Here is a 19,200-nt window from a genome sequence, read left to right on the forward strand (position 1 = left end):
TTTCGTGTTTGGCTTTCAAATATAAGAATAATCTAAATGGAATTCGATTCGATAAACTTGCTTGCGATAGGGCTAATATTTCTTGGCTCTTATGTACAAACCGCAATAGGCTTTGGCTTGGCAATTGTTGCCGCACCTTTACTGATTCTTTGGGCGCCGGAGTATGTGCCTGCACCAATCTGTTTAGTCGCGTTATTTATTTCGTTGATGAATGCGATGAAGCACCGCAGTAGTGTTGAAATCGGCGGTTTAAAAATGGCATTGATTGGGCGTGTGCCCGGATCGGTCGCTGGCGGCTTGCTACTGTTTTTTGTCTCGACTCAAGCCCTTACACTTTGGATTGGTTTTTTGGTGTTATTCGCGGTTGTGGTGAGTGTTTTACCGTTTCGGGTTGAACCCACACCATCGCGTATGACATTAGCAGGATTCTTTTCAGGATTGTTTGGTACCAGTTCGGCGATTGGAGGCCCACCGATGGCGTTGTTGTTGCAACATCAAGAAGCGAATCAGTTACGTGGTAACCTATCGGCATTTTTTGTTTTCAGTTCCATCATTTCGCTCGTTGTTCAAATTCCCGCTGGTTTCTTCACATTACACCATTTGGTGATTACTATTCCGCTGTTACCTGCGGCAGCACTTGGGTATTGGCTCGCGATGAAAACCACCCAATCGTTACCAAAAGAAAAAATTCGGTTTGGAGCACTTATGTTGTGTTTTGTGAGTGGGTTTACAGCAGTAGTACAAGCGTTGAACCAATAATGCCCTCAGCATCTTAAACTCACAGGGATATCGCGTTCCTTTTATTATGCATAGCGCGATTTGTTTGCGCTGACTTATTCGTTTAGATGAGCGATAGTTTTATGAATAACACTCGTTATGGCACTTTTATGGCAGCATTCTCCTTTGTAATTTGGGGGCTGCTACCCATTTATTATCGTTATTTACCGAATGCTTCAATGGATGAGTTGCTGGCATGGCGAATCATCGGCTCAGTTCCGGTCGGTTTTTTAATTGTGCTTGGTATAACCCGTCGAGGACCGAATTGGAAAGAAATCTGGTGTGACAAAAAATCTTTGTGGTACACGTTTGTCGCGAGCAGTTTGATGTGTATTTCATGGAGTGCGTTCACTTGGGCTTTGACTCACCATCGAGTCATTGATGCAAGCTTAGGCTTTTTTATTGGACCGTTAGTGTCAGTGGCGCTAGGCGTGTTTATTCTTGGAGATAAGCTTTCAAAAGGTAAACTCATCGCAATTGTGCTAGCAACAATTGGTGTGATGTATCAAGTGATTCATTATGGCCAGTTGCCTGTTATCGCACTAACGATGGGGTTGTTCTTTGCTTTGTATGGCTTGTACAAGAAGAAGATAGCATACGACTGGAGCACCACCTTGTTTGTTGAGGCCCTGCTATTGACTCCAGTTGCCGTGGCGTATTTGTTTTACAAACAATGGACAGTGGGTGAGTTGGCTTCAGGCGTAGATATCAAAACATTGCTTTTGTACTTTGGCAGCGCACCGATCACGCTTTTACCACTGATTTTTTATTCTATCGCGATACGTATAACAAACTTATCGACAGTTGGTTTAATGCAATATATTGAACCAAGCTTGCAATTTGTTTTGGCTGTGATGTTTTTCGGTGAACTGTTTGATGAAGTTAAAGCAGTGACTTTTGCCTTTATTTGGGTGGGGCTGTTATTTACAATCTTTGAAAGTATTGTCAAAGGGCATAAGCGTAAAAAGCTGGCCAATCATCCTTTATAGTGCACCATTCTTGAATATTCACGATTTCACTCTCACGCCCTCTATTCGAGGGCGTTTTTAGTTCCATAAAGTATTCTCTTACTCGTTTTCTTATATTCGAGTCAAAGCATAATTTGAGGTTAATTGACGCATTATCATTAGGATACCGCTATATTTATAGCCAAGTGACACGCTATATAATGAAAACCGGATCAAAAAGGACGACATATGATCACAGCTCTATACGCTAGCATTCTTGCAATACTGATTATTTGGTTGGCCGTTCAAGTGATTAAGCAGCGTCGCTTAAATCAGGTTGCTTATGCTGACGGAGGAGTAGAGGCTCTCCAAATCGCTCGTAGTGCACAGAGTAACGCGACAGAATATATCCCCATTACTCTGATTCTAATGGCACTATTAGAATCCAATAGTGCTTACCCAACCTGGATACATCTCACAGGCATTATTTTCGTGATCGGTCGAATTATCCATGCTCGAGGTATATTGAAAGAGGACTTAAAAAGGCGTGTTAGGGGCATGCAGGTGACATTCCTAGTGATACTTTCGCTGGTTGTGTTGAATATGATTTATCTTCCGTACGATAAGTTATGGTAAGTCTTCGTAGCTATATCCCGCCGCCATGGGTACTCGTTCTGATTGGGTTAGTACTGAATATTGGCGCGATCGTTCTTACTAGCTTGGTCCTTGATAGGCTTGGCAAACAGTATTCGCAACTCGCAGAGCAAAAGGCGGAAAACTTGTATTCCATCCAACTCGCGTGGAATAGCGTTGAAACTCTAGAAAGAAAAAGAGAGGCGTTGCTGCTTCACTTGCACATAGGTCAGAGCGCAGCGATACCTTCGGAGATAGAACAGATATTGGAAGGGCACTTATCCTCTTGGACTCATCACGAATCGGATGAAATACAAATAGATAAACTCCCTCAGCTAATGTCAAAGATAAACCAAGCACAAGCTTCGTATAGAGATCGCATTGATGACTATTACATTGAGAATGTAGAGCTCAATGAGGTAATGGCAAAGCAAGATGAAAAGATCGCTTGGTACAAGAATATCGGGCTCTTCTTACAAGTATTCGGACTCGCATTAATCCTCGCACGTGATTTGGCTAGGAAGCCATAGAACAAAAGTTAACGGTAGGGTTTATTGCGAAATGCTAATTATAATTTGCAAATTGCAATTCATTGCGTGAGCAAACAGTGGCTATTGGTGAAGTTTTAATGAAAGTGGTCAAATAACAACCTGTTTTTGTGCGCTACAAAGTTGGCACGTCTCATGCTTTAGTATGAGTGACCCTTTCTAAGCCGAGGGTCACCTAGCCAACTGACGTTGTTAGTGAACCACTTTGTTCACAAATATATACAGCCAATCACGAATCCTTGTGGTTGGCTTTTTTTTATTTAAATGACACAGTTTAGAACTGTGCTTTAATCCAGATCATGCGATGGTCGGAAGACACATCTTTGCCATCACCATACTTGCCGATACGCGCATCGTTAAATAGCTTACGACCTTCTTCATAAGAAGCTGACCAGTATACACCAGAGTCCACCACATTTAGGTTTGCAGAAGGCAAGGCATAATCTACACCCAAGCCAAACGTCGAAGTGATGCGATTCGGATATGGGTGAGTGGAGCTGCGGTCAACAGCGTGTTCGGCTGCACCAAAGCTTGTCGGATAAAGCTCGCCATTCATCACGGTTTGGTTAACCAATGGATCATTATGCAGTTCTTGCATTACAGAGCTAATACCGTCACCGGCCACGGGATCAAGGTTTTGATCGCCCATCATTACGAATTTAGCCCCGCTCGATAAGCCACCTTGCTTACCTGCATCGTCGTAGAAATAGTCTTTACCTTGAATGTAGTGATGCCAGAACTCTACTTCGGCTGCGTTTTGCGCTTTGTTTTTACCTGGGTCGAATACTGGTGGAGTAGGGTGCGACATCAGTAGATGCACAACTTCCTCGCCATTGCGAGTCGGAATGATAATTGGTGCATCTACGTGGTTTTTAGAAGATAGGCGTACTTGATCCCATTCTTCTGCAGAGTACCACTCATCACCACACTTCATGCCATCTGGAATCTTTTGTGAGCCGTCACAGATAGTTATGGTTGGAATCTTCGCACCTTCCATATCTTTCCATTTAAACGCTTGGAACGTACGCGTATTTGCCGTATCAATCTTGTATTTAGACATTAGGGCAAAGGCATATTGACCGTGGTACATGCCAAAGCCCCATGCATCGCCCGGCATTTGACCTGCTGTTCCATTGTTGTCGAGGTCAAACTCGCTTAGCAAACCTGTGTTTGTAGAGTAAGACTCCGCGTAAGGATATTCGATAGGTTCAAGGTTCGCTTCACCGCCTGCACCATTGATGCTTTGCGCGAAAGACAGGTAGTTCTTCTGGAAGCCTTCAAGGGCAGCTTTGTTTTCGCCTGTTCCGTCGTTGTTGTATTCCGCCATCATAAGAACATCAGGGCGATTCTTCTGAATAATCGCAGCAACGTTTCGAATTTGAATGACTTTTTCCGCAGTGGTTTTGTCTTCAGCGGCGATAGAACCGTCTAAATAGGCAGTAACCAATACAGTTTGCTGCGCTGGTTCAATTTGCATTTCACTCACTAAAGCTTCAAAAGTTGCACGGTCAAAAGAGAGGTTGTAAGTCGCTATTTTTACTTCTTTAGGCTGAACATTGACGTATTCAGTGTCGTCATTACATCCAGATAATAGAGCGGCGCCAACCAGGAGAGCGATAGAGGTTTTAATTGTTTTTATGGGTACGTCATACCTTATAATTGGTTCTGCTGAATATTAAAGTCATCAGTAATTGTTTTAAGCGATATCAATCACACAAACGTTTTCATATTTACATATTCAATTAGTTTTTGTGTGATTTGTGCAATAAACGCAACACTTTCAACACCAAAAGGTTATATGCAAATTGTTAAAAAACGGTGTCGTTTTTAATAGATGAAATGGCACTAAAACATAAGCTGTATGATTGTGTGTGCTAAAATCAATGAGCGGGATAATTACGATAAGTTTGACTTCACTTTTGGGTGAGAAACAAACAAATAAGAACTGGTCAGTTTGGCTTTGCTATTGATGCAAAATAGGGGGCTAACCGATGGGTTCAGTATCAAACTATCAGAGCAGGTTATTTGTCACGGCAATGCTTGCTTCACCACTTCTTTTTTCAACACCTTTATCCGCCGCTCAGTCCGAACGGTTAGAGCAAAACCATGGTCTTGTTGTTGCTTTAGAAAAACGCAACCTTGCAGCCACACAAAATATAGATCGTGTGTTAGGTTTACAAAATGGAAATCGTGTACAAAAGCTGAAAACCAACCAAGGTAAAAACGGCGGTACGCATAGTCGTTATCAGCAGATGTTTAAAGGCGTCCCGATTTGGGGCAAGCAAATTGTCGTACATCGTGATAAAAAGGGCAAAATCAAGCATATCAACGGCACTCTCGTAAAGGATATTGCCCGAGATATCAATGATATGGTGCCTAAATTGTCGCTTTCTCAAGTAATGTCTTCAACGCAAAAGCCGTACCGTGAAAACGGATACCAAATAGAGAATCAGCGCCAAGGTTTGCGTATTTATGTCGATAAAAGTGACGTGGCGCACTTAGCTTATATTGTCCAGTTTTTTGCTGATAATGAGCATGGTGGTAAGCCTACGCGTCCCACCTTTCTTGTTGATGCTAAAACAGGAAACATTTTGCTGCAATATGAGGGGTTAGCGTACGTAGAAGCGAATGGTCCAGGAGGAAACCAAAAAATTGGTCGTTATCATTATGGTGTGGACTTTGAGTCTCTATTAGTCCAGCAATCTGGTGATACGTGTTTGATGGACATTCCTGGCGTGGTCAAAACCATCAACTTGAATGGTAGGACGTCTGGCAATACGCATACGTTCGTTTGTCCAACCAATAGTGTTAAAGAAATTAATGGAGCGTACAGCCCGTTAAACGATGCGCATTACTTTGGCAAAGTGGTATACGACATGTACAAAGATTGGCTGAATACCGCGCCCTTAACGTTTCAGCTTCAAATGCGAGTGCATTACCGCAAACGCTATGAAAACGCCTTTTGGAATGGCTCGAGCATGACTTTTGGCGACGGTGCGAGTTATTTCTATCCTTTAGTGAGTTTAGATGTCTCAGCGCACGAGGTTAGCCATGGATTTACAGAACAAAACTCTGATCTGATTTATTCAGAGCAATCAGGCGGAATCAATGAGGCTTTCTCAGATATGGCAGGTGAGGCGGCTGAATTCTATTCACGTGGTTCTAACGATTGGAAAGTTGGGTACGATATTAGAAAGGCTGCCAATGCGGCGTTGCGCTATATGGATAATCCGCCCCTTGATGGTCGTTCAATTGATCACGCGTCTCAGTATGTGAGTGGCATGGATGTGCATTATTCAAGTGGTGTGTTTAACAAAGCGTTTTATCTATTGGCGGTTGAGTACAATTGGGGAACGCGACAAGCGTTCGAGGTTTTTGCGTACGCTAACCAGAACTACTGGACGCCAAGCGAAACGTTTGACTCTGCAGCTGCGGGTGTATTGGCGGCCGCCCAAAGCTTAAACGTGGCGGCGAATGATGTAGCCGACGCTTTTGCTCAGGTCGGTGTTTCAGTTGATGGCGGAGTCGTCGAGCCACCATCTAGCACGTGTGAGGCTATCGCCCTAAACAATGGTGTTTCCAGCAACATAGACTCTTCATCTACTGGTGAGTGGCATTGTTTTACGATTGATGTGCCTACCAACAGTTCAGACTTTATTGTTACCACATCGGGAGTAAACGGCGATGCGGATCTTTATGTTAAGCTGGGAAGTGAACCAAGTTTAACCAACTACGATTGTCGCTCATACAGTGGCAACAGTAATGAAGCATGTAGTATTACTTCTCCGAATGAAGGAACGTGGCACATTGGTGTGTACGCTTACAGCAGCTACAGTAACTTGAATGTGGAAGCAAGTTATGTAGGAGAAGAGGCGCCACCACCATCTGATGAAGTTACTACACAATCGATCAACAATGGTAAAACATGGACGGCGATTATTACTGGTTCTGGCTTGATGAATGGCGTGTGGAATGTTATTTCAAATACGCCGTGTGATAACGATAACGAGTGCAGTTTATCCGGTATCGGAAAGAAAACCAGTGAGGTTAGCTTTACGTTGACGGATGGTACCGTATTCATCATCGCTAAGCCCTAGCGATTTTTATGTAAAGAGGCCCTGAAATATCAGGGCCTTATTTTTTACGTTCAATTTTCTGTATATAATAGCGAGTCACAAAGAAGTGAGGACGACCTCACCGCTCTATCTTTTCTCGGGGACGACCCCATCTCGTTGGGAAATATGACATGGCTTGGGGAATTCTCTTCATTGCTGGCTTATGCGAAGTGGCATGGGCTGTCGGACTAAAATACTCACAAGGTTTTACCAAATTGGCGGCATCTGGCTTTACCGTTACGTTTATGGTGTTGAGCTTTTGGTTACTTGGAATTGCATTAAGGACGCTACCACTCGGTATCGCTTACGGCGTTTGGGTAGGTATAGGAGCGATTGGAACGGCAATCGTCAGTATCTACATATTTAACGAGCCCGCGACGCTGATAAAATTGCTGAGTTTACTGCTTATTGTTGCTGGTATCGCTGGATTAAAATTATCCGCTTAACGTCAGGTTAAACATAAAAAGAAAGCCAGAGTCGACTCTGGCTTTTTACGTTTTAGTGTTATCTCGCTTTGGGGCTGAAGGGTTAAGCGCTGCGCTTAACGAATGGCAATCGCAAATGGTGGCCAAATACGTTAATGAGTGCTCCCGCTACAATTAGTGCACCACCGATGTACGTCCAGATGAGCGGGATTTCGCCGAAGAAAATGATGCCTAACAACACAGAAAATACGATCTGAATATACGAGTAAGCAGACGCTTTGCCCGCTTGCTGAGTTTGCATTGCTTTGGTTAATCCCAATTGCCCAACTTGGGTGAATACACCAACCAAAACCAACATGAAAGTCAGATACAGGTCGGGCATAACAAAATCATCGCCAATCAGTAAGAGTGAAGCGGGTAGAGCAACCAGAGGGAAATAGAAAATGATCACTGAACTATCTTCAGTTTGGCTAAGTTTTCTAACAATAACATAAGCAATTGAGCTACCAAATGCGCCCAAGATTGCAATCATTACGCTAAACATAGGTAAAGTGCGCTCTGCTTCTTGTCCTGTTTCTGGACTTACCATTATATAGATGCCGAGTAAGCACAAGGCAATGCAAAGGAACGTCGATGGTTGAATGCGTTCCTTCAAGAAAAAGACGGCTAGGAGCGCAGTAAATACTGGGTGAATGTATTGGAAGATGGTCGCTTCTGCCAAAGGTAAGGTAGTCACCGAATAATATACGCACATCAATGCCATGGTGCCCACTGCGCCACGCGCAAACAGTAATGGCTTATTATTGCCCCATACAGAAATTCGTTTTCGCTTAACATCTAAATAGCTGATAACAAGTGAGACGAGTGCCCTCGCTGCAACAATCTCAAATACAGGGATACCATGAAGACTGACATGCTTTACTGTGGCAGACATTAGCGCGAAACCGAATGCGGAGAGCACCATAAAGCGCACACCAATGGGAACCAGAGTGTTGAATGAATTAGACATTTTACTGCTCATTTGTTGCGAAAGATCGCACTTTAGCATACTCAGCTCACAAAATGATCCGTGATATTTAAACACATCTGCCGAGAGTGAGAATAAGCAGTAGACTATGGGTTCTCAAGCAACCCTATCTTTCATTCGCGCATGGAGCGAATCTAGGAAATATCTAGATATTTAAGGAGCATACATGATCCCAGTACAAGCTACGCATACTTCTGGCGTTGTCATTTCTAAAATTGATGGCGTCGATAAAATGCTGTTGCTCAAACGTGTTAATGGTGGTTATTGGTGCCATGTTGCTGGTGGTGTAGAGGCCGGTGAAACCGGATGGCAAACTATTCTCAGAGAACTGAAAGAGGAGACGCAAATTGACGATGTTGAGTTACATACTGCAGACTTTCTAGAACAGTTCTACGAAGCAAAAAATAACCGCATCATGGTTATTCCATGCTTCGTAATGTTTTGTCCACCTAACCAATCGGTTGTACTTAACGAAGAACACACTGAGTATTGTTGGTGTACGCTTGAAGAAGCAAAACGACTAGCCCCGTTTGCAAATCAACACCACCTTTACGAACATGTGTGGAGGCATTACGTGGATGTGGAGTCGTTGACGCCATTTACGTTAATTGAACAAACAGACTAGACGAGATAGCCATCCTTTTAAGCACGTTTGACATAACGAATATGGAAGTTTGTTCTCAACGCAATGAGGCGGTAGGATTTGTGAGTAGTGTTTACTGAAAAAAGGGATAAAGTGGATGGATGAGGTCATGTGCCAAAAGGCGTATCAAGGAAATAGCATGCAGGCCAGTTTTTCTGTTTCAGAAAGGGTCTCAATTGAGCCTCTCACCACCAAACACGCGACCGTTTTACTGGAAGTGGTGAACACGTATCGAAACAGCCTCTCTGGCTATTTGCCTTGGACGGACTTTGTGACCAACCGCAGAGAAGCAGTGAACTACATCTCTCAGCGCGTGAACAGCAAAGCGTTAGATGCACACTGGTGCGCGATTTATTTTGATGAGCAGTTTTCGGGTGTTATTGGCATTAAAGGTGTGGATTCGCACACACACGTCACTGAGATTGGCTATTGGTTGGCGAACAATGGGCGAGGACACCGAGTGATTGACCAAGTGCTTGCGGTTTTGATTCCTTTTTTGAAGCAGAAAGGGCACGCGCAATTCATCCAATTCCACTGTATGGAAGACAACATTGCCAGTATCAATATTGCTGAGCGTGCTGGTGCTACATTAAAAGAATACATTGATCACGAGTTCGAGACGCTTGACCGCTCTCAACGGCTCGGCATTTATGAGTTGCGTCTGACTTAGCTCCAAACCCACTGATATTTTAATCAGAGTTCGAACTCTAATTTCGCGAGCGCTACAATAGTAACATTGTTGCGCTCGTGTTAATTTGGAGCGTCATTGGTTGAAACTAGGTTAGGAGAAGCATCATGAACGCAATCGCAGAGGTTGAAGTGGACAACCTGTTACAACAAAGCCTTGATCGCTTAAAAGCGGCGTATGCCGCCGAACCTTATCCTAGTTTGGATGAGCGTAAGCAGCGCCTTGTCTTGCTAAAACAAGCTCTGATAGCGAATAAACAAGCATTGGTGGAAGCGCTGAGTGACGATTTTGGTTATCGTTCCGAATTTGATACCGCCATGACCGACGTTTTGCCGACGGTCTCGCACATCAATTACACCATCAAGCAGCTAAAAAAGTGGTGCAAACCAAGTAAGCGTGAATCCGGTCTGTTGCTTGCTCCGTCGAAAGTGACTGTTCAGTATCAGCCACTCGGCGTGGTCGGGATCATTTCGCCGTGGAATTTTCCTGTCATTTTGAGCCTTGCGCCTTTAGTTACTGCTTTGGCCGCAGGTAACCGTGTGATGATGAAGCTCAGCGAATTTACGCCCAAAACCAATAAAGTCATCGTCAATATTTGTCGCGAGTTGTCTGAATATGTCGAAGTCTTTGAAGGAGAAGCGGACGTTGCACAATCCTTCAGTCAACTGCCATTCGATCATCTTTTGTTTACTGGCTCGACAAATGTTGGTCGCGCTGTGGCAAAAGCAGCGGCAGATAACCTGACTCCAGTGACGTTAGAGCTGGGCGGGAAATCTCCGGTGATCATTGCAGAAGATGCAGACATGAAGAAAACCGTTGATGCGATTTTGTTTGGTAAATGCATCAATGCTGGCCAGATTTGTGTGGCGCCTGATTACGCGTTTGTACCACAAGAACGCGTCGAAGAGTTCATCACGCTGTTCTTAAAACGTTTTGAAAAACTCTATTTGAAATCCAACAAGAATCAAAAGCTGACCCATATTATCAATCAACGACAGTATGATCGTTTGACTGCGCTACTTGAGGATGCCAAAGCTCAGGGCGCAAGCATCCATACTGTTGAAGCGTCACCTCAACAGGAAAGGCTTTTGTATCCTCATTTGATCACTGACGTGTCGAGAGATATGCGCATCATGCAAGAGGAAATATTTGGGCCATTTCTACCCATCAAGCCTTACAAAGCGGTAGATGAAGCGATTGACTACATTAATCAGCACCAGCGACCACTTGCGCTGTATGTTATGTCGGACAACAAATCGACCATCAGACATATTGTACGCAACACACACAGTGGCGGCGTCGGCATTAACGACACGGTATTACACGTTGGCGCTGAAGATGCGCCTTTCGGTGGCGTTGGTGAATCAGGCATTGGTCATTATCACGGAGTGGAAGGATTCAGAACCTTTAGCCACGCGAAAACCGTACTCCACACGCCGAAATGGCTACCAAGGACGGGGGCATTAATGCGTCGCAGAGCTATGGCGATAAAAGCGATTCAAAAGATATTTGTTCGATAGTGGTTGGATTGATAAAAACCGCCCAAACGGGCGGCTTTTTTGGTTTCTATGCGCTATAAATTGCGGATTACCAAAAGCCGAGAAGTTTCCACCATGCGCTGCCAATAGAGAAAGAAAGGCTCTTTTTGAAAGAGCCTTTTTCACGAAATGTCGACAGGTTTTTGGAAGTTTAATGCAGAACTTCACTGCTGAATCTTAAGTATTTGCAGTCGTTCATTAGCTCTTTAAATGCCTTTCTATCTAGCTTAATCAGAGTTTCATGATCGCCGGCTTCAAGATAGACATGTTCCAAGTTTGCTAATCTTTCATCACAAACGGTCGACATGTGGTAAGGACTACCAATCGGTGGAATCGCGCCGTGCTCACAATCAGTGAAGAGTCGGTAAACCATACGCTCTTTCACTAAGTGGAAAGTAGCGTTAAATTCATCGTTTAATCTCGACAAACTGATTTTGTTGTTGGCAGGTAAGACCGCCATCATATGATGCCCTTCATGATCCTCAAGAATGACGCCTTTTGCGATATTCATTAAAGGCACACCTGCGGCAACACCACTTTGTAGCGAGCTATGACTGTGGCTGTGATTCACGGTTTGAAAGTGAATGTTATGCTCAGTCAAATATTCATCTAATCGGGTTGCAATCGTCATATAGCCTCCACGTGTATGAGACCCATAAAAAGTATAGGTTAGTCGGGCGACAATCGCGCATTTTACTCGGCGACACTGACGCTCTTTACGCTCCTGTTCTACGCTTATTGCAAGCCAGCGAGAAAGCATGGTTAACAATAATAAATAGGGGGCAACATGAGCAAGCCAATCATCGCTGATAACAAGCCGATCAAAGTAGAGTTGAAAGCTGGGCAAGAATATTACTTCTGCCGATGTGGGCGTTCTAAAAATCAACCTTACTGCGATGGGTCTCATTCGGGAACCGGCTTAAAGCCAATGAGCTTTAGTGCGGAAAAAGACGAAGATGCCTATCTCTGCCAATGTAAGCATACCGCCAATGCTCCTTTTTGTGATGGTACACACAAGCGATTTACCGCAGAGCAAGTCGGTAAAGAGGGACCGGAACAAAAGCGAGAGAAAAGAGACAAACCAACGGCGTCTGCTACTCAAGAAGAACCAACCCTCGAGTTTATCCACCAATTAGCGAGAGAAGGACTCTCTAAACTCGGTCATCATGGTCCGATGGCTGCAATGGGGGTTCCTAGGCATTTGCTACCACATTGGGATGCTATACAAATCATGGTGGCGCAAATGGCGACACAACCGTTGTTGGAAGACGTTCCTGTGTCTACCGAGTTGATTGTGGGACCAAACGCGCGTAAGCCGCTCAGACTCGCCATTCCTTTGTTGGTGTCGGACATGAGTTTTGGCGCGCTTTCGGAAGAAGCGAAAATTGCACTAGCAAAAGGTGCAGAGTTGGCAGGGACTGGGATTTGTTCTGGTGAGGGTGGCATGTTACCGGAAGAGCAAGCCGCCAATTCACGGTATTTCTATGAGCTTGCTAGTGCTCAATTTGGCTACGACGAATCTAAGCTTCTTAATGTTCAGGCGTTTCACTTTAAAGGTGGGCAAGGAGCAAAAACGGGCACGGGTGGTCATCTGCCTGCAAATAAAAATGTAGGTAAGATCTCTCAGGTGAGAGGCATCCCCGAAGGACAACCAGCGATATCACCACCAACGTTCAAAGATCTTCACACTACTCACGATTTCAGAAAGTTTGCTGACAGAGTTCGTGGCATCACAGGCGGTATTCCAATTGGATTTAAACTCAGTGCCAACCATATTGAGCAAGACATTCAGTTTGCGCTTGATGCTGGGGCTGATTACATCATCTTAGATGGTCGCGGTGGTGGCACGGGTGCGGCGCCAACTATGTTCCGTGATCATATTAGTGTGCCCACCATTCCTGCATTAGCTCGTGCACGTAAGTACTTAGATGAAAAAGGTGCAAGTGACCGTGTCACATTAATCATCACCGGTGGGTTGCGAGTTCCTACGGATTTTGTCAAAGCGTTGGCACTTGGAGCAGACGGAGTAGCGATAGCAAACAGTGCGATGCAATCGATCGGTTGTGTCGCGGCTCGCATCTGCAACACCAATAATTGCCCGGCAGGCATTGCGACACAAAATGCCGATTTGAGGCAGCGTCTCGACGTTGAAAAGTCATCCCAGCAACTGAAAAATTTCTTCGAATCTTCGGTTGAGCTCATGAAAGTCATGGCGAGGGCGTGTGGTCATCACGCTCTGAATGAATTTAGTCATCATGATTTAGCTACCTGGGATCACAACATGGCGAGGCTGTCTGGGATTAAGTATTCAGGTATGGACTTAAACTGATCTCTATCCATATTTTCTGCATATAGGTACATGTTTGATAACAATTATTTATTCGCTGAAATGTTTGAAATTTTGACTTGGCGTTAACTAAAAAAACAGTGTATGAACTACGCTGTTTGAGGTGGATATTCGATTTATTGAATAACAAAGAGTGGTTACCACAACCACGACACGAAGGAGCATTATATGAGCAAAGCAAACGGCGGTTCGGTAGGTAAATGTCCAGTTATGCATGGTGGGCAAACATCTACAGATAAGTCGGTGATGGATTGGTGGCCGAATGCCTTGAACTTAGACATCCTGCATCAACACGACTCCAAAACCAACCCATTTGGTCAGGACTTTAATTACAAAGAAGAACTGAAAAAGCTAGATGTCGAAGCACTTAAAAAAGATTTAAAAGATTTAATGACTGATAGCCAAGACTGGTGGCCTGCCGACTGGGGACACTACGGTGGTTTAATGATCCGAATGGCATGGCATGCAGCGGGTAGTTATCGTATTGCGGATGGCCGTGGCGGTGCTGCTACAGGCAACCAACGCTTTGCTCCTCTCAACTCTTGGCCAGACAACGCCAACCTCGATAAGGCTCGACGCCTTTTATGGCCAATCAAGAAAAAATATGGCAACAAACTAAGTTGGGCAGACCTGATTGTCCTTGCCGGTAACATGGCGTACGAATCCATGGGTTTTAAGACCTTTGGCTTTGCGTTTGGACGAGAGGACATTTGGCACCCAGAAAAAGACACTTACTGGGGGGCTGAGCAAGAATGGTTAGCCACAAGTGACGCTGATAACAGCCGCTACTCTGGTGAGCGAGATTTAGAAAACCCGCTTGCTGCGGTAATGATGGGTCTTATCTATGTGAACCCTGAAGGGGTAGACGGTAACCCAGATCCTCTCAAAACAGCACATGACATGCGAGTGACCTTTGCGCGAATGGCAATGAACGATGAAGAAACCGTCGCGCTCACAGCTGGTGGTCACACGGTGGGTAAGTGTCATGGTAATGGTGATGCCGCAAACCTTGGCCCAGAGCCCGAAGCAGCAGACGTTCATGAGCAAGGTCTTGGCTGGATTAATCACAAAACACGTGGTATTGGCCGTGACACGGTAACGAGTGGTATTGAAGGTGCTTGGACAACACACCCTACACAATGGGATTACGGATACTTCCACCTACTATTTAAGTATGACTGGGAACTGAAAAAGAGCCCAGCCGGCGCATGGCAATGGGAGCCAATCGACATTGAAGAACAAGACAAGCCTGTCGATGTTGAAGATGGTTCTAAGCGCTACAATCCAATCATGACCGACGCCGATATGGCGCTCAAAATGGACCCTGAATATCGTAAGATTGCAGAAAAGTTCCAAAATGACCCTGCGTACTTTGATGACGTTTTTGCTCGTGCCTGGTTTAAGTTGACACACCGCGATCTAGGACCAAAATCATGTTATTTCGGCCCTGATGTGCCAAGCGAAGATCTTATTTGGCAAGACCCAACGCCCGCAGGTAAGACAGACTACGATGTTGATTTAGTAAAAACAAAAATCGAAGCAAGTGGCCTATCCATTAGTGAGTTAGTAAGTACGGCGTGGGATAGTGCGCGTACTTACCGTGGCTCTGACCGCCGAGGCGGTGCAAATGGCGCGAGAATTCGCTTGGCTCCGCAAAAAGATTGGCAAGGGAACGAACCTGAACGTCTAAGACGTGTTCTTGCGGTGTTAGAAAAAATAGCAGCAGAAGAGGGCTGTAGTGTTGCAGATGCTATCGTGCTTGCTGGTAACGTAGGTATTGAACTGGCTGCGCGTGCCGCAGGTCATGATGTATCTGTGCCATTCGCGCCAGGCCGAGGTGATGCCACCCAAGAGATGACGGATGTTGAATCATTCGAAGTTCTTGAGCCTGTCGCTGACGGTTTCCGAAATTGGTTGAAGAAAGACTACGCGGTTAAGCCAGAAGAGCTTTTATTAGATCGTGCTCAGCTTATGGGACTAACGGCGCCAGAAATGACGGTACTTATCGGTGGTATGCGCGTTCTAGGCAGTAACTACGGCGGTGGAAAAGAGGGCGTATTTACTGACCGAGTAGGCACTTTGTCGAATGATTTCTTCGTGAACCTTACTGACATGGCATATACGTGGAAACCAGTGAGTGCTAATCAATATGAAATCCGTGATCGTAAAACCGACGCTGTGAAGTGGACGGCTACTCGAGTGGATCTTGTCTTTGGTTCAAACTCGATCCTGCGTTCGTATGCGGAAGTGTATGCGCAAGATGATAATCAGGAAAAATTCATCCATGACTTCATCGCCGCATGGACGAAAGTCATGAACGCGGATCGTTTTGACTTGCAATAAGTGAAACGATGCCCGTCGGTAGATGGGTTGATGAATAAGTAAGAGAGGCGGGCGAAAAGCTCGCCTTTTTCTTTACCTATCTTTTTACTTTGATTGTTACTTTGATTGAAAGTTAAGCTCATTTGAACCATAATAACTGGACCATATGAACCATGGGAGCTTGATATGGCAACTGCAGCATTAAAAAGCTTCAAACCGAAACAACCTCATAAAGCCAATTTCTGGTTTATGTTGGGTATTGAAGACGCTGAAACAGGTCGCACTGATGCGGTTCACAAAGGCTTTGAGCCAAAGGTGTATCGCAATATTGTTGAGCGTGTGAAGCTTTCTCAGAGTGAGTTTCAAAACGTCACATTGATACCTGTTAGCACGATCAAGCGTCGTCTAAAAAACGATGAGCGCTTCAATACGCAAGAAAGTGATGCAATCTATCGATTAGCGATGTTATTGAAACTCGCGACAGAACTGTTTGACGACGAAGAGCGCGCGTTAAAATGGATGAGAGAGAATGTGTATGGCTTAGGTGGAAAACGTCCACTTGATATGGTCTCGACCACGGTGGATTTTGAAATCGTAAAAGATTTGATCGGCCGTTTAGAGCACGGGGTATTCTCGTAATATGAAGCTCTATCGTCTCACACAAAAGAAATTTGCTGACACGCCATTCAGCCCCGTTGGCGCAAAGTTATTTGGAGGGCGATGGAACTCAAAAGGAACCGAAGCCCTCTACTTCTCTGAATCGGAATCCCTTTGCTCGTTGGAAGTATTTGTTCACGTAAACAACGATCCTGCTATCACCAAACTTTACGATTTATATCGTATTGAAATGCCAGAATACCTCATCGCCACCTTAGATGAAGAAGATCTCCCTGTGACGTGGCGAGCAATACCGGCGAGCGAGTCTACGCAGTACATTGGTGATCAGTTTCTCAATGATCCTCATCCAGAGTTTGCCGCGCTGCAAGTGCCTTCAACGATTTCACCTCGTGATAAAAACTACGTGGTGAATCCAAATCATCCCAAAATGAAAGAGATCATCAAGAAAGCCGAAAAGCTCGATTTCGCGTTTGATCCGCGCATTTTCAAATAGACGCCTAGCTTTGTCTTGCTTTAAAGCATTCAGCGCTTACCTGAGATAAACGCTGAAGCATAAAAGTTTATTTCCTTGGTTATTGTCGGTCGTAAGTGAACTGTTGCGCTTCATTTGTAGTGTTGAGGTAATGCCCAAGCACCAACTCAGCACCTTTGTAAGATAAATGGCTGTCATCCGTATACATCGCATTGTTTGCTCCAACTCTCATTCGACATACGCCATTTCTGCAAATGGCATCGGTCAAGTCGACAAACTCAACGTGCTCAAATTGCTCAAAGTAGTTCACTAACTTCGCCACGTTTTGAGGGTGATGTTGTTTGGGAGAAAAGTCGCAGGCAGACTCTTCTGTCTCGCCAAACAAACGCGCTTTCCAAAGGCATTCTCCTACCGCAAACGGTGCAGAAGGGGTTGGACCGAAAACGACCACTTCCTTTCCTTTCAGTTCATTCAATAATTTGGTTAATGATGCTTCATAATCGGCTTGTGAAAGCTCTTTATTGAAATTAGAAGAGATAACAACGCGACGAATGGAAGGGGTACTTAGAATTGTATCGACAGCCTCATTGAAGAACTGTCGGCAAGAAATTGAGCCAGCAGCTTCTAGGATGTCGACATAACCGACCGCACAGGAATCTTGAGTAAGTTGCACCACGCCAGTTGGTGTTACTTCGGATAGACGCTTCACGTAAACCATGCTGTGACTATTGCCCAACACAGCGATGGCGGGCTGCGGCGCAGACGAGCACACATCGTTAACGTTGGTGTTGCCGTTGCAATCTAAACCATAACCGTTGTTAACGCGCATGGCCTCGAAAAATGCGCTTCTTTCTGGAAAACCACCGTTTTGATGACCGATAACGCCGAGCGTTAGCAAGGGCAACGTCAACAACACAATAACCGCGGACACAGTGCGCATGCTCATGGCTTTTCGGCTACGGAACGGCTTTTCAATAAAGCGCCAAGTGAAGTAAGAAAGTACAAAAAGAGTGACAACGTAAAGTGGGATATTGATGTCTTGTGTTGTGTCCAACACGTAGCGGTAAAAGACAAATAATGGAATGTGCCACAAGTATAAGCTGTAGCTGATTAAGCCGACGAACACGACCCACTTTAGGCTCAGTAATCTACCGCAGACATTGTCTTTAGAGGCAAACAAAATCACCAACGCGCTACCGATGACCGGCACCAGCAGCGTAATGCCCGCGCCATCTTGCGATTTTTCAAACAAAAGCGCGGAAGCCAATATCAAAACGATGCCAATGGTTGCTAGAGTATCGTTAGATTGAACTTGGACTTTTCTCATCACTAATACGAGTAATGAACCGGTTGCCAGTTCCCAAGCGCGAGAGAAGATCATGTAAAAAGCGAAATCAGGATCGTTGCTCGCGTAGACAATAGTCATCAAACTCAGCGCAAATACCACGATGAAAAAAGTTAGGTAAAACGCGTTTTTGCCACGAGCGAGTAGCATGAGTAGCAAAGGAATGACAATGTAGTATTGTTCTTCAACGCCCAAGCTCCAAGTGTGAAACAGCGGGTTGGCTTGATCTTCTAAACCGAAGTAATTGTGGCCTTTCAAATACAGAAGAATGTTGGATGCGGAAAGAATGGAAGACACTGCAAATTGACCAACGTCTTTGTGTGCTTGCGGCAAAAATAGCCACCAAGACATCAAATAGCTGACGGCGATCACCACCAGTAAGAGGGGGAGTATGCGACGAATGCGTCGCTCATAAAAATCACCAAGGCTGAACTTCTGGTTTTCTAAGTCGTTAATCACGATGGTAGTGATCAAATAGCCGCTGATCACAAAAAATACGTCGACGCCAATAAAGCCACCAGCGAATTGCTCAACTCCTGCATGAAACAAAATCACCAACGTGACAGCAATCGCCCTTAATCCGTCTACTTCTGCTCTGTAAGTCATATCGTGTTGCTCCAACATTCCGTTTAATGAAGTAGAGCAAAATATGAACCAGAAATAATGTTTATTTAAATCAGTGCCTTAAAGTGATTGTCAAAATGAAAATGCTAGGTGGGTTAACGAATTCCCAAATTGAATTTCAATATGGAAAC

General features: G+C 44.8%; 17 protein-coding genes. 13 read left to right on the forward strand and 4 right to left on the reverse strand.

Going from position 1 to position 19,200, the window contains the following annotated elements:
• Positions 1-36 precede the first annotated feature (36 nt).
• From L3V32_RS20130 to L3V32_RS20145, 4 genes are all read left to right on the forward strand, one after another.
• On the forward strand, positions 37-759 hold the full coding sequence (locus L3V32_RS20130; RefSeq protein ID WP_054867404.1) for a sulfite exporter TauE/SafE family protein: 723 nt from the start codon (positions 37-39) through the stop codon (positions 757-759).
• Between the two features lie 101 nt (positions 760-860).
• On the forward strand, positions 861-1,766 hold the full coding sequence (gene rarD, locus L3V32_RS20135; protein ID WP_237285036.1) for an EamA family transporter RarD: 906 nt from the start codon (positions 861-863) through the stop codon (positions 1,764-1,766).
• 207 nt (positions 1,767-1,973) lie between these two features.
• Positions 1,974-2,360 carry an MAPEG family protein gene (locus L3V32_RS20140; RefSeq protein WP_005395243.1) on the forward strand — a complete coding sequence of 129 codons (387 nt, stop codon included), beginning with the start codon at positions 1,974-1,976 and terminating at the stop codon, positions 2,358-2,360.
• Positions 2,354-2,887: a hypothetical protein gene (locus L3V32_RS20145; protein WP_047008291.1), complete on the forward strand. Its 534-nt coding sequence runs from the start codon at positions 2,354-2,356 to the stop codon at positions 2,885-2,887. The genes L3V32_RS20140 and L3V32_RS20145 overlap by 7 nt, the downstream gene beginning before the upstream one ends.
• A gap of 292 nt (positions 2,888-3,179) precedes the next feature.
• On the opposite strand, the gene L3V32_RS20150 is transcribed toward L3V32_RS20145, so the two are convergent.
• The gene (locus L3V32_RS20150; protein ID WP_237285135.1) at positions 3,180-4,544 is read right to left on the reverse strand and encodes an endonuclease/exonuclease/phosphatase family protein; all 1,365 of its coding nucleotides are present in this window, start codon (positions 4,542-4,544) and stop codon (positions 3,180-3,182) included.
• Positions 4,545-4,896: 352 nt separating this feature from the next.
• Between L3V32_RS20150 and L3V32_RS20155 the strand changes: the two genes are divergently transcribed.
• Complete coding sequence (locus L3V32_RS20155) at positions 4,897-7,002, forward strand: M4 family metallopeptidase (RefSeq protein WP_237285037.1); 2,106 nt, start codon at positions 4,897-4,899, stop codon at positions 7,000-7,002.
• A gap of 149 nt (positions 7,003-7,151) precedes the next feature.
• Entirely contained in the window at positions 7,152-7,466 is a 315-nt protein-coding gene (locus tag L3V32_RS20160) for a multidrug efflux SMR transporter (protein WP_005395239.1), read from the forward strand.
• Positions 7,467-7,548: 82 nt separating this feature from the next.
• On the opposite strand, the gene L3V32_RS20165 is transcribed toward L3V32_RS20160, so the two are convergent.
• Positions 7,549-8,454 carry a DMT family transporter gene (locus tag L3V32_RS20165; protein ID WP_005395238.1) on the reverse strand — a complete coding sequence of 302 codons (906 nt, stop codon included), beginning with the start codon at positions 8,452-8,454 and terminating at the stop codon, positions 7,549-7,551.
• Between the two features lie 184 nt (positions 8,455-8,638).
• Between L3V32_RS20165 and L3V32_RS20170 the strand changes: the two genes are divergently transcribed.
• From L3V32_RS20170 to L3V32_RS20180, 3 genes are all read left to right on the forward strand, one after another.
• Positions 8,639-9,097, forward strand: coding sequence for an NUDIX pyrophosphatase (locus L3V32_RS20170; RefSeq protein WP_237285038.1), 459 nt, complete (start codon positions 8,639-8,641; stop codon positions 9,095-9,097).
• Positions 9,098-9,212: 115 nt separating this feature from the next.
• Positions 9,213-9,785: a GNAT family N-acetyltransferase gene (locus L3V32_RS20175; protein WP_237285039.1), complete on the forward strand. Its 573-nt coding sequence runs from the start codon at positions 9,213-9,215 to the stop codon at positions 9,783-9,785.
• A gap of 125 nt (positions 9,786-9,910) precedes the next feature.
• On the forward strand, positions 9,911-11,323 hold the full coding sequence (locus L3V32_RS20180) for a coniferyl aldehyde dehydrogenase (protein ID WP_124007837.1): 1,413 nt from the start codon (positions 9,911-9,913) through the stop codon (positions 11,321-11,323).
• A gap of 169 nt (positions 11,324-11,492) precedes the next feature.
• Here L3V32_RS20180 and L3V32_RS20185 read toward each other — a convergent pair whose 3' ends face one another.
• Positions 11,493-11,972, reverse strand: a complete 480-nt coding sequence (locus tag L3V32_RS20185) for an aminoacyl-tRNA deacylase (protein WP_006742302.1) — start codon at positions 11,970-11,972, stop codon at positions 11,493-11,495.
• A 156-nt stretch (positions 11,973-12,128) separates the two neighbouring features.
• On the opposite strand from L3V32_RS20185, the gene L3V32_RS20190 reads away from it, so the two are divergent.
• From L3V32_RS20190 to L3V32_RS20205, 4 genes are all read left to right on the forward strand, one after another.
• On the forward strand, positions 12,129-13,670 hold the full coding sequence (locus L3V32_RS20190) for a glutamate synthase-related protein (protein ID WP_206957718.1): 1,542 nt from the start codon (positions 12,129-12,131) through the stop codon (positions 13,668-13,670).
• A 186-nt stretch (positions 13,671-13,856) separates the two neighbouring features.
• Positions 13,857-16,031: a catalase/peroxidase HPI gene (katG, locus tag L3V32_RS20195; protein ID WP_237285040.1), complete on the forward strand. Its 2,175-nt coding sequence runs from the start codon at positions 13,857-13,859 to the stop codon at positions 16,029-16,031.
• Between the two features lie 165 nt (positions 16,032-16,196).
• A complete protein-coding gene (locus L3V32_RS20200) occupies positions 16,197-16,649 on the forward strand; it encodes an antitoxin Xre/MbcA/ParS toxin-binding domain-containing protein (protein ID WP_017820987.1) in 453 nt (150 codons plus the stop codon).
• 1 nt (position 16,650) lies between these two features.
• On the forward strand, positions 16,651-17,121 hold the full coding sequence (locus tag L3V32_RS20205) for an RES family NAD+ phosphorylase (protein ID WP_005376497.1): 471 nt from the start codon (positions 16,651-16,653) through the stop codon (positions 17,119-17,121).
• A gap of 79 nt (positions 17,122-17,200) precedes the next feature.
• On the opposite strand, the gene L3V32_RS20210 is transcribed toward L3V32_RS20205, so the two are convergent.
• The gene (locus L3V32_RS20210) at positions 17,201-19,051 is read right to left on the reverse strand and encodes an acyltransferase family protein (protein ID WP_237285041.1); all 1,851 of its coding nucleotides are present in this window, start codon (positions 19,049-19,051) and stop codon (positions 17,201-17,203) included.
• Between the last annotated feature and the right edge of the window lie 149 nt (positions 19,052-19,200).

Source organism: Vibrio sp. J2-4 (genome assembly GCF_021728155.1).
GTDB classification, from domain to species: Bacteria; Pseudomonadota; Gammaproteobacteria; order Enterobacterales; family Vibrionaceae; genus Vibrio; species Vibrio diabolicus.